9 protein-coding genes are annotated in these 12,334 nt (G+C 64.4%); all 9 read left to right on the forward strand.

Going from position 1 to position 12,334, the window contains the following annotated elements:
- The coding region (locus ACG97_RS18045) for a DUF2345 domain-containing protein (protein ID WP_238377296.1) at positions 1-667 on the forward strand (667 nt) is incomplete at its 5' end.
- 2 nt (positions 668-669) lie between these two features.
- Complete coding sequence (locus ACG97_RS08355; protein ID WP_047966901.1) at positions 670-2,799, forward strand: phospholipase D-like domain-containing protein; 2,130 nt, start codon at positions 670-672, stop codon at positions 2,797-2,799.
- Positions 2,800-2,802: 3 nt separating this feature from the next.
- Complete coding sequence (locus ACG97_RS08360) at positions 2,803-3,861, forward strand: sel1 repeat family protein (RefSeq protein WP_053068115.1); 1,059 nt, start codon at positions 2,803-2,805, stop codon at positions 3,859-3,861.
- A complete protein-coding gene (locus ACG97_RS08365) occupies positions 3,858-4,961 on the forward strand; it encodes a sel1 repeat family protein (protein ID WP_156167997.1) in 1,104 nt (367 codons plus the stop codon). The genes ACG97_RS08360 and ACG97_RS08365 overlap by 4 nt, the downstream gene beginning before the upstream one ends.
- 156 nt (positions 4,962-5,117) lie before the next feature.
- Positions 5,118-6,974 (forward strand): type VI secretion system baseplate subunit TssF, encoded by a 1,857-nt coding sequence (tssF, locus tag ACG97_RS08370; protein ID WP_047966902.1) that lies wholly within the window; start codon positions 5,118-5,120, stop codon positions 6,972-6,974.
- The gene (gene tssG, locus ACG97_RS08375; protein WP_047966903.1) at positions 6,938-7,957 is read left to right on the forward strand and encodes a type VI secretion system baseplate subunit TssG; all 1,020 of its coding nucleotides are present in this window, start codon (positions 6,938-6,940) and stop codon (positions 7,955-7,957) included. Before tssF ends, tssG begins: the two co-directional genes overlap by 37 nt.
- 42 nt (positions 7,958-7,999) lie before the next feature.
- Complete coding sequence (tssH, locus tag ACG97_RS08380) at positions 8,000-10,624, forward strand: type VI secretion system ATPase TssH (protein WP_047966904.1); 2,625 nt, start codon at positions 8,000-8,002, stop codon at positions 10,622-10,624.
- Between the two features lie 13 nt (positions 10,625-10,637).
- On the forward strand, positions 10,638-12,062 hold the full coding sequence (locus ACG97_RS08385) for a hypothetical protein (RefSeq protein WP_047966905.1): 1,425 nt from the start codon (positions 10,638-10,640) through the stop codon (positions 12,060-12,062).
- Positions 12,059-12,322 (forward strand): PAAR domain-containing protein, encoded by a 264-nt coding sequence (locus ACG97_RS08390; RefSeq protein WP_047966906.1) that lies wholly within the window; start codon positions 12,059-12,061, stop codon positions 12,320-12,322. The genes ACG97_RS08385 and ACG97_RS08390 overlap by 4 nt, the downstream gene beginning before the upstream one ends.
- The last annotated feature ends 12 nt before the right edge of the window (positions 12,323-12,334 follow it).

Consider the following 12,334-nt stretch of genomic DNA (forward strand, 5'->3'; position numbering starts at 1 on the left):
GAAGGACCGGGTCTCGCTGAAACTGATTGCCGCCAAAGGCAAGGTACAGGTTCAGGCGCAGAGCGATGCGATGGAGCTGACGGCGGACAAGGACGTGACCATTAGCAGCCTGAGTGCCAGCCAGTTGTTCAACGGCAAGAAAGAGGTGCTGCTCACCTGCGGCGGTGCCTACATCCGCATCAAGGACGGCAAGATCGAACTGCACGCACCGGGCAAGGTGAGCTTCAAAGGCGGCAGCCACGACTGGAGCGGGCCGGCGAAGATGACCCCGGCCCATCCATCCTTTCCGCAGCATGCGCCGACATTCCCGCTCCGCATCAAGGTCGACCAGTCGCCACTGGGCGTGAAGAGCGGTTGGGGCGGCATGCCCTACAAGCTGTATGCCGATGCTGTCTTGCAGGGCGAGGGTGTGATAGACGAGCAAGGACACATCCAGGTGGCGCACCGCGTGCCGGTACAGAAATACAAGCTGGAACTGGCCAATGGGGTGGTGTACGACATTCCGGTAGCCGTGGATTACCACAATCCGGCGCAAGGCGAAGCGGCGAATGCCGGTTTTCACAAACACACGGCTGGAGCCGCACCAGACGGTGGCCGTGACGAGCTGCTGGCATCGGCGCGTGAAGATTTTCTGGCGCTGTTCAAACCGTCTGGCAAGGGCGAATAAGCATGAGCAACAAGATTACGACGCCGATTGCGGCCAACCAGGGTCTGCAATGCACAGTCACTCCACCTTGGTTCGTACAGAAATCGGAATACAGCCCGCTGAATGGCACCTTTGATTTTCTGATCAATGGCGAGCGCGCGTTTGCCGAGGTGCACCGCGCCATCGCCCTGGCCAAAAAGTCGGTGTACATCATCTGCTGGGGCTTCCAGCCGTCGATGTATTTCGTGCGCAAGGGAGCAGAAAACATCCGCTATGACGAGTTGCCGGAAGCGGTGCCGGCACAGATCGGCAAACTACTGGAATACAAGGCCCGCAACAATGTGCAGGTCAAGGTGCTGTGCTATGCCTTTGAAGACATTCCGGCACGGGCGGCCACCATGGCACGGGAGGTTAGCAAAGGTGCTGGCGGAGGTGTGGCGGGTGCCGTTGCTGGTGCGGCCAAAGGCGCTGCCACGGATGACAAGACCTACATCAACGTCACTGGGGTAAAGGCCGGTCTGGGAGAGTCCAACACCCCAGGGCGGCACAATCGGCGGCTTTCGGATCAGCCCTCTACCAGCACCGATCAGATGCAGGAATACGATATTGCTTGGTATGAACGCTACGATCGCAAGCAGGAGAAGGCCGACATGGCGCGCAATGCCAAGCAGGCAAAGTCGGACGTCACCATGCAGAACCTGCAGTTCTACAGCCGGGACTTCACCGCTCAGGATCGTCAGTTTCTGCTGGCGCATGACTATACCGACAAGCATGTCAGCCGCACGATGCGCTATGTGCTGGCCGGCACCCCCAGCCACCACCAAAAAACCGTGCTGGTCGATATCGAGAGTCCGAAAGACCATCTGGCCTTCGTGATGGGACACAACATGCTGGACGCCTATTGGGATACCAGCGCGCACAGCATCCAGAAGCGCAAACCCCACACCCCCTGGCTGGGGCCAAATGGCCTGCTGCCACGGCAGGACCTGTCCAGCCGCCTCAGCGGCCCGGCTTGCGGCGATGTCTATCGCAACTTCCTGCAAGCCTGGCAACAGGCCGCCGGGCAGGCGCTGCCGAAGATCGATACCCGTCGCTACCCGCTGCATGACAAGCGTGGTCAGGCATTGCAATGCCAGATCGTGCGCACCCAGCAACAGGTGCGCAGCCAGGGCAGGGCGGTGGAAGACATCAAGCAGGTCTACCTGCAGGCGGTGAACAACGCCACCCGGAGCATTTACATCGAAAACCAGTACTTTCGCTGGCCACCACTGGCCGACGCCATCTGCAAGGCGGCACAGGACCAGACGAGCTGTGGGCGCGACCCGGGCCAGCACGGCTCGCTGCACCTGTTCGTTGTGACCAATAGCAGCGACGACGGCATGGGCTCCGGCACCCTGAAAAGCTACCAGATGCTGGACAAGCTGGGCCGTGCCGACACCATTCCCGGCGTGGCGCGCACCAAGCGCATCGAAAACCTGGATGCCAGCATCCGCCAGGCGCAAGGCCAGGCGCGGCGCACAGGCATCGGCCTGCCCAATCCGGTGTTGTACCCGGGCGGCAAGTACCCGCCAGCTTGGCAAAAACAGGCCGAGAAATACCACCAGGCCACGCAAAAAGTGCAGGGGCTGAAGCGGCAGCGCGACGAGCTGGCCGACAAGAGCAAGCAGGCGCACGAGGTGATCCGGCCGGAAGAAGTGCCCGGCCTCAAGGTGCACATCTGCACCCTGGTGCCGCCGGACACCCCGCCGTCGCCCGACAGCTATTACGTCGAGATGGTCTACCCGATGACCACGCGCCGCGTGAAGCGCGAAGGCAAGCAATGGCAGGAGGTGTACATCCACAGCAAGCTGATGATCGTCAACGACACCTTCATGACCCTGGGCAGCAGCAATATCAACACCCGCAGCATGCAGGTGGACAGCGAACTCAACCTCGTCCACTGCAACCCTCAGGTGGCCAGAAAAGCGCGCCTGGACCTATGGAACATCCACACCGCGGGCAAGGGGGCACAGGCGGACGTGGGGGAGGCGTTCAAGTCGTGGGAAAAGATAATTAGCGAAAACAAACGGCGCGAGACTGATCGCGTTTTACCTCCTTACGCCTCGCTGCGCGGCTTCCTGCGTACCGACCCCAGCATCTCGGACAAGGATTAGCCCATGCGCCACCTGCTGACCTTGCTAACCCTGCTGCTGGCCGCCTGCGGCGGCAGCGCCATCAAGAGCCCGGACATGGACACCATCGACAAGATTCCTCGCAAGCTGGAAGAACAGCTGGCCTTTTATTGTGCTTACGAGCAGGCGCACACCCCGCAACGCGACCCGGAGGCCGAGCAGCTGTTCCAGCACGCGCGTTGGCTGCAGAAGAAGAACCTGTTGAAGAACGAGGCGGCGAAATACCCGGCTTTCGAGCGGCTGTACCGCATCGCCGCCGCCTGGGGCCACGACAAGGCGGCGCACAACCTGCTGCTGATGCTGATGCGTGGCCAGAGCGCCAGCGAGCTGCCCATTACCGAGGGCGTGGACCTGGTGCAGGGGCTGGTGGATCGCGGCCTGCCGCTGGGCTACTACGACATGGGCGTGCTGCTGTACCAGGGGTACGGCGTGGAGGGGAGCGAAGGTCTGGCCTTGCAGTACATGCGCCATGCCGCCGATCTAGGAAGTGCGGATGCCCAAGCCTATATCGGCGAGCAGCTGAATCGGCTCACCGCTGACTACCCAGTTCCCTACAAAATTGGTGATGCCATGAAGCGTTGTGCAGCGGAGCAGGGGCATAGTGAGTCGGCAATGGACTCTGCGACAGCACTCAAGCTGCAAAAAAACTACCCCGAAGCGCTCAAGTACTACCAGTTGGCGGTAAAAGCCGGTAATGAAACAGCAGCCCAATGGTTATCCGATGCATTTCTCGCGCCACCTTCAACTGATGAACTGGATTATCTCGCCCTGGAAAAAGACGAAGAGCGCTCCCGTCGGTACAACATTCTGTCCGACATTCTGGGGCGCTACTCCTACCTCCACCCCACGGTAGACGACATCGACGCCATCGTGCCCTTGCCACCGGCCAAGCTGCCGCCGTGGGACGGCAAGATCCAGTGGCTGAAAGACTGGGAAAGCAATGTGCCGCCACCGCTGCCTGGCGAGGCGCGCATAGTCGAGATGGCCAGGGCCAAGGGGCTGGACCCGGTTACCGGCATACCTGTTACCACGACAACGCCATGAATCTGCTCCGTCCCGGTTACCGTTTCCTAGCATTGCGGCCAACGCTGGCCGCAATCTGCCTGTTGCTGGTCGCCTGCAGCGCTAGCGCCATCAAGAGCCCGGACATGGACACCATCGACAAGCTACCTACCAAGCTGGAAGAACAGCTGGCCTTTCGCTGCGCCTACGAGCAGGCGCGCACGCCGCAACGCGACCCGGAAGCCGAGCAGCTGTTCCAGCACGCGCGCTGGCTGCAGAAGAAGAACCGGCTGAAGGACGAGGCGGCGAAATACCCGGCCTTCGAGCGGCTGTACCGCATCGCCGCCGCCTGGGGCCACGACAAGGCGGCACACAATCTGCTGCTGATGCTGATGCTGATGCGTGGCCAGAGCGCCAGCGAGCTGCCGATCACCGAGGGCGTGGATCTGGTGCAGAGGCTGGTGGATCGCGGCCTGCCGCTGGGCTACTACGACATGGGCGTGCTGCTGTACCAGGGGTATGGCGTGGAGGGGAGCGAAGGACTGGCATTACAGTACATGCGCCATGCCGCCGATCTGGGGAGCCCGGACGCGCAGCATTACATCGGGGACAAATTGACCAGTCTAGGTGTTGATTACCCAGAGGCCTACAAGGCTGGGAACCAGATGCTGAAATGTGCAGCGGAACAGGGAAATCAAGAAGCAGCTTTTGATTATGCTACTGATGTAAAAATTGACAAAAACTACTCCGAAGCGCTCAGGTACTACCAATTGGCAGTGAAAGCAGGGCGCTCGGCCGGTGCACTGTGGCTATCTGATGCATTTCGCGGCCCCTCTCCCAGTGACGAGTTGGATTACCTGGGACTGACCAAAGACGAAGAGCGCTCTCGTCGCTACAACATTCTGTCCGACATTCTGGGGCGCTATTCCTACTTCCACCCTACGGTAGACGACATCGACGATATTGTGCCCTTGCCACCGGCCAAGTTGCCGCCATGGGATGGCAAGATCCAGTGGCTGAAAGACTGGGAAAGCAATGTGCCGCCACCGCTGCCTGGCGAGGCGCGCATAGTCGAGATGGCCAGGGCCAAGGGGCTGGACCCGGCTACCGGCATGCCTGCAACCACGACGGGGCAGCCATGAGCGTGCTTAGTCCCTGTCTCCGGCGCCTGACATTGCGGCCAACGTTGGCCGCAGCCTTTCCGCGGCTGACGGCTACCTCCGACTACCTGGAAACACCGCATGCCGTTAGCTGCGGCAATGGGCGGGAGCACAATCCTGTAACCCGGAATATCTGACATGCTCGAATCCCTTCTCCCCTATTACGAACGTGAGCTTGGCCATCTGCGCGAGCTGTCGGGCGAGTTCGCCCGCCGTTACCCCAAGATCGCCGGCCGCTTGCAGCTGGAAGGCGATCAGTGCGAAGACCCGCATACCGAGCGGCTGATCGAGGCGTTTGCCTTTCTGACGGCGCGGGTTCACAAGAAGCTGGACGACGACTACCCGGAGGTGGCCACCAGCTTTCTGGACGTGATGTATCCGCACTACCTGCAGCCGATGCCGGCGGCCACCGTGGTGCAGTTCGAGTGCGATGCGCAGCGGCCGGAGATCGGCAAGCGCTACCGCATTGAGCGCGGGCAGCAGGTGCTGGCGCCAGCCATCCAGGGGGTGAACTGCAAGTTCCGCAGCGTCTACCCGGTGGACCTGTACCCGCTGCAGCTGCAGGAAGCCAAGCTGGAACTGACCAGCGGCTCACCCTACCTGCGCAGCCTGGCGCCGGATGCGACGGCAGTGCTGACCCTGCGGTTGCAGACCCAGGGCGGGGTGGCGCTGAATGCCATCGATCTGCAGTCGCTGCGCTTTTTCCTCGATGGCGAGCCGGCCTTGATGCACCTGTTGTACGAGATGCTGCTGTCCAATGTGCTGCGGGTGCAGGCAGGAGACGGCAGCGAGGATCCGGCGCGCACGCGCATGTTGGCCGCAGACAGCTTGCAGGCGGTGGGTTTTGGCCGTGACGAGGGCATGCTGGAGTACGACGAGCGCTCATTCATGGGCTATCGGCTGCTGTCGGAGTACTTCAGCTATCCGGACAAGTTCCTGTTCGTCGATCTGCTGAACCTGGCGCCGCTGGCGGCGCGCCTGACGGGCGACACCCTGCAATTGCGGCTGCATCTGCGCAGCTACCCGGACAGCGAGCGTCATCACCGCCTGCAAAGCCAGTTGCAGCCGGCGCACCTGAAGTTGGGCTGCACGCCGCTGATTAACCTGTTTGTGCAGCCGGGCGAGCCGATTCGCGTCACGCACCAGAAAACCAGCTATCCGGTGCTGACCGATGCGCGCAAGCAGCAGGCTTACGAGGTGGTGCAGATTCGTAAAGTGGTGCGGGTGGAGAAATCCGGCGAAGGCGAGAGCAGCGAAGAGGTACTGCCGTTCTATGCCACGCGTCACGGTAGTGGGCAAGCGCCCCGCTTTTACTGGCATGCCAGCCGCGAACCGTCGGTACGGCAGGGGGACCGCGGTACCGACATGGCGCTGCACCTGGTGGATCTGCAGTTTGAGGCGGTACGGCCTGCGGGCGAGGTGCTGAGTCTGACGCTGCTGTGCAGTAATCGTGACCTGCCGGAGCAGATTCCGTTTGGTGGCAGTCAGGCGACCCAGCGTACCGATTTCCAGTTGCCCGGGCATTCGGTGGTGAAGCGCGTGCGCCTGTTGCGCAAGCCGGGTGCCAGCCAGCGCAGTCCGCTGGGACGGGCGCTGCAGTGGCGCTTGATCTCGCACCTGTCGCTCAACTACATGTCGATTGTCGAGGCAGGGCGTGAAGCGCTGCAGGAAATGCTGACCCTGTACAACCTGGGTGAGGCTGCGGCCAACGTGCGCCAGATCCAGGGCATTGTCGGCATCTGCAGCCAGCCGGCGGTACAGCGCGTCAACGGCCGCCACTTTTCCGGCTTCGTGCGCGGCACTGAAATCACGCTGACGCTGGATGCCGATTACTACGTCGGCGGTAGTGTCTATCTGTTTGCTTCCCTGCTGGAGCGCTTCTTTGCGCTGTACTGCGCCCCCAACAGCTTTACCCGCCTGCGGGTGAAGACCGTGCAACGAGATGAGGAGGTCGCCTTATGGCCAGCCCGAGCCGGCGAAGCCCTCGTGATCTGAGGCAGGCACTGGCGCAGGACGCCAGCCAGTTCAGTTTTTTCCAGGCGGTGCGCCTTCTGGGACTGTGCGAGGGCACGCGCCGGGCACGGCGCACGCTGCCGGCGCAACTGCGCTTTCGTACCCTGGCATCGCTGTCGTTTCCGGCCAGCGAGCTGGTGCAGTACCGCCCCCGGCAGCAGGGCGAGGCGACTCCGCCGGCCGAGATGACCGTGAGTTTCATGGGGCTGACCGGCCCCAGCGGCGTGTTGCCGACCTCGTACACCGAGTTGCTACTGGAGCGGCGGCAGCAATTCCGCGATAGCACCCTGCACGCGTTCCTGGACTTGTTCAGCCATCGCGCCATTGCCCTGTTCTACGGCGCCTGGCGCAAGTACCGCTTCTGGTTGGCCGAAGAGGCCGGCGAGCAGGATGGTTTTGGCCGCAACCTGCTGGATCTGGCCGGGGTCGGCCTCAGCCGGCTGCGTGGCCAGGCGACCAAGGACGGCCTGCTGGACGAGCGCGTATTCATTTATTACGCCGGCTTGCTGAGCCAGAAGCCGTTGTCGGCGCAGACGCTGCAAACGCTGGTGGAGGGGCTGTTCGCCACCCGTGCCCAGCTACAACAGTTTGCCGGCCAGTGGCTGGCGGTGCCGTTGGCCGAACAAAGCCGGCTGGGGGGCCAGTCGTGCGAGCTGGGGGTGTCACTGTTTGCCGGTGAGCGGCAGTGGGACCGACAGACCCGGTTGCAGCTGCGGCTGGGCAGCCTGCGCCGTGCGCAATTCGATGCGCTGTTGCCGGGGGGCGACGGAGCCCGCGCCCTGCAGGCACTGCTGCAGTTTGCCGTCGGGCATCAGCTGGCGGTGGATGTCTGCCTGGTGCTGGACAAACGCGACGTGCCGCCGGCGCGGCTGGATGCCGCCCTGCCGCCTCGACTGGGGGCCAGCAGCTGGCTGGGGCCGCAGGCGCAGGACCCGGACGACGTGCGCTATGCGCTGTTGCATTGAGCGGCGGCCGCTCTCTTTCTTTCTTATCTGGACGAAAACACCATGTCAGTACCCTTGAAATCCCTGATCGAGCGCCTGACGCCTCCTGCCCGCCACTGCGTGGAACAGGCGGCCAGTCGGGCGCTGGCGCGTACGCATTTTGAAATCGAGATCGAGCATGTGCTGCTGACCATGCTCGACCAGAGCAACAACGCGGCCATCGCCGCGCTGTTGGCGGCAGGGGCAGATCTGCCCGCCTTGCAGCAGGGGATGGAGCAGGAGCTGGATGGCTTCCGTAGCGGCAACAGCCGCAATCCGGTGCTGTCCGCCTGGCTGCCCAAGTGGCTGGAAAAAGCCTGGCTGCTGGCCAGTGCGGAGTTCGGCGAGGACAGCGTGTCCAGCCTGGACCTGCTGCTGGCGTTGCTGCGCGATGACAGCTTGCGCCCGGCACTGCAGAGCGGTTGTCCGGCCCTGCTGCAGCTGGATGCCGGCCGCCTGCTGCCGGCTTATACCGCACTGCGCCAGCATGGCGGCGAAGGCTCGCCGGTGGCTAGCAGCGCCGTTAACCCGGATGCACCGGCGGCTGCCGGCAAGGCGCGTGGCGGCATGGCCCTGGACAAATACACCATCGACCTGACCTCGCAAGCGCGTGCCGGCAAGATCGACCCGGTTCTGGGCCGTGAGGCGGAAATCCGCCAGATGATCGATATCCTGATGCGCCGCCGGCAGAACAACCCCATCCTCACCGGCGAACCCGGCGTGGGCAAGACCGCGGTGGTGGAAGGGCTGGCGCGCAAGATCGTGCATGGCGAAGTGCCGTCGGTGCTGGCTGGTGTGGTGCTGCGCACGCTGGACCTGGGCCTGCTGCAGGCCGGGGCCAGCGTCAAGGGCGAGTTTGAGAACCGTCTGCGCCAGGTCATCGACGAGGTGAAGGCCAGCCCGGTGCCCATCATCCTGTTCATCGACGAGGCGCACACCCTGATCGGTGCCGGTGGTGCGGCCGGGCAGAACGATGCGGCCAACCTGCTCAAGCCGGCACTGGCACGCGGCGAGCTGCGCACCATCGCCGCCACCACCTGGGCCGAGTACAAGAAATACTTCGAGAAGGACGCCGCACTGGCGCGCCGCTTCCAGGTGGTGAAGGTGGAAGAGCCGGCACCGGAGATCGCGGTGCAGATGGTGCGCGGCCTGGCGAAGGCCATGGCCGAGCATCACCAGGTAGAGATTCTGGAAGAGGCGGTGGCGGCAGCGGTGAACCTGTCCAGCCGCTACATCACCGGCCGCCAGCTGCCGGACAAGGCCATCAGCGTGCTGGATACCGCCTGCGCCCGCGTGGCGCTGTCGCGTGCCGGCCAGCCGGGGCCGATCGAGGACGTGGCGGTGCTGATTGCCAACGTGGAGAGCGAGATTGCCGCGCTGCAACGCGAAGATGGCCACGGCGAACGCATTGGCGAACTGGAGGGCCGCTGCGCGCAGCTGCACGACGACCTGGCGCAGCTGAATGCCGCCTGGCAGGCGCAGCAGCAGCTGGTAGCCGAGATCGATGCTACACGCCAGCAGCCGGCGCCAGACAAGGCCGGCAAGGGGCGCAAGCCGTCGCCGCTGCAGCACAAGCGCCGCGCGCTGCGCGAATTGCAGCAGACACAGCCGCTGGCGTTCGAATGCGTGGACGAAAACGTGATTGCCGACGTGATTTCCGGCTGGACAGGCATCCCGCTGGGGCGCATGGTCAGCAACGAGCTGGCGCAGGTGCAGCAGCTGGCGCGCCTGCTGGGCGAGCGGGTGATCGGCCAGGACCACGCACTGCGGCAGATTGCCGAGCGGGTGCAGATCGCCAAGGCCGGACTGGAAGACCCGGGCAAGCCCAAGGGCGTGTTCCTGCTGGTAGGGCCGTCCGGCGTCGGCAAGACCGAAACCGCGCTGGCGCTGGCCGAGGCGCTGTACGGCGGTGAGCGCAATCTGGTCACCATCAATATGTCGGAATACCAGGAGGCGCACAGCGTGTCCGGGCTGAAGGGCTCGCCGCCGGGCTATGTCGGCTACGGCGAGGGTGGGGTGCTGACCGAGGCGGTGCGGCGCAAGCCTTACTCTGTGGTGTTGCTGGACGAGGTGGAAAAGGCGCATCCGGACGTGCTGGAGCTGTTCTTCCAGGTATTCGACAAGGGCGTGCTGGAGGACAGTGAAGGCCGCGAGGTGGACTTCAAGAACACCATCATCCTGCTTACCTCCAATGCCGGCACCGATCTGGTGATGCGCGCCTGCGAACACGGCGTGACGGTCGAGGGCGAAACCCGCGCCCCTGGCGCGGATGACCTGGTAGAGGTGCTGCGGCCAACCCTGCAGCAGGTGTTCAAGCCGGCCTTCCTGGGACGGCTGGACATCGTGCCCTACTTCCCGATCAGCGATGACGTGCTGCACGCCATCGTGCAGCTGAAACTGGAGCGCATCCGCCAGCGCATCGCCAGCAACCATGGCGCACAGGTGGAGTTCCCGGACGAGCTGGCCGCCACCATGGCCGCGCGCTGCATGGACGTGGACAGCGGCGCGCGCAATGCCGACGCCATCCTTACCCGCACCCTGCTGGCGCAGATCTCCAGCGACCTGCTGGCGCGCATGGCCAGCGGCAAGCCGGTGAAGAAGATCTCCGTGGCTCTGAAGGGCGACGCGCTCAAGGTGCGCGTGAGCTAGGAGGGCGGGACGCATGCTGAAACTACTGGCCCTGCTGGGGCTGTCCACCCTGCTGTGGTGGTCGGCGCTGTGGCTGCTGATCCCGGTGCACTGGCAGCAGCTCAGCCCCACCGTCATGTTGCTGCTGCACCTGCTGCCGCCCATCATGCTTACCGTGCTGGTGCAGCTCTGGCGACTGCGCCAGCAGCGGCAGGAGCAGACTGCCGCCCAGGCGCAAGCCGATGCCGAGGCCGCCGCCCAGCAGGCACGGCGCGATGCCGCCCGCACGCAGCACCAGGCGGCGCTGCACGAGCGACAGCAAACGATAGCCTGTCGCTGGTTATGGGGGCAGGCGCTGCCTCAGCGTGACGAACCCGCCTGGCTGGCGGCACTGCCTGACGCTTGCCAGTGGTCGGTGCTGACGGCGGAGGAGGTGGCCGAGGGCGCGGTGCTGGACAGCCTGCAAGCGAGTGTGGCCGACGCCTTGCTTGCCCTGTATGGCGAGCTGCCGGGTGCCGCTGCGTTGCCGTTGTTGCTGGAGGTGCTGCCGCAGATCTCCGGCATCGAGCAGGTTGGCCGCATGCGCGAGCTGCAGCAGCAAGCTTGGTTCAGCGCACAGGGCGATGTGCCGCAGCCGGACAGCGATTGTCGCTTTCTGCCCGGCAGCGGCCCGTTGGCCGAACGCGTCCTGTCGTTTCTGGCGCAGGACCCGACGTTGCCCGGAGTGGTGGTGCTGGCCGCCGATGCGCCGCGGGCATTGCTGGATGCGGATGAGGAGCCGGACAGCCATACCCGCCAGCAGTGGCGCCAGCTGGGGCGCCCCGGTGCCGCCGTGGTGCTGATGCTGTTCCTGCGCGAGGGGCTGCTGGCGGCGGAAGGGCACGCCCCTGCGGCCGGCGCTGACCCCTACCAGCCCTACTGGGAACGAAGTGCTACCGCCATCCCGGCGGGCTGGGGGCCGGTGCCGGCATCCGCTCAGGCGGCCCTGTCTGCCTTGCCCGTGCTCGCCTGCCTGGCCCCGTCCAGTGGGACGGCGCTGGCGCAGCAGGGAACCCTGCAGCTCACCCGCCAGTTGCAGGCGCTGCTGGACAACGCGCTCGTGAATGCGGCGCTGCTGGACTACCCGTTCAGCGAGGAGGACGCCCGGCCGCAGGACAACCGGGCCGACAGCGTGGCCTGGCTGGTGCACAACAGTGGTGATGTCGAGGTTGGTGGCGCGCGGCTGTCCGCCATTGCCAGCAATCTCACCCGCCATCAGATCGCGCTGCACCCTATCGATGAAGCCTGCAACCTGGTCCGCGACTGGGGCGATGTCGGTGCGGCTACGTCCGCCATGCTGGCGGCGCTGGCGGTTACCCATTGCGCCCGGCTGGCGGCGCCGGCGGTCATTACCCAATTTCATCACGACCATGCTGCCCTGGCGGTGGCGCGGCCGGCCTGCAAGGAGAACACTCTATGAAACGCGCCATTCGCCTGGGCGACCCGACCAGCCACGGTGGCAAGGTGGTGAGTGCCGCATCCACTACCGTACTGTTCGGCAAACAGGTCGCCCTGCTGGGCGACCAGGTAACCTGCCCGCAGCAAGGGCATGCCAATTGCACCATTGTGGAAGGTGACGGTAGCTGGCTGGTGGGCGGCAAGCCGGTAGCACTGGAAGGCCACAAGGTGAGCTGCGGTGCCATGCTGATCTCCACCCTGCCCGAACTGGGCAAGGGCTGAGGCGCACCGTGA

This window comes from Vogesella sp. EB (genome assembly GCF_001037925.1).
Lineage (GTDB): Bacteria > Pseudomonadota > Gammaproteobacteria > Burkholderiales > Chromobacteriaceae > Vogesella > Vogesella indigofera.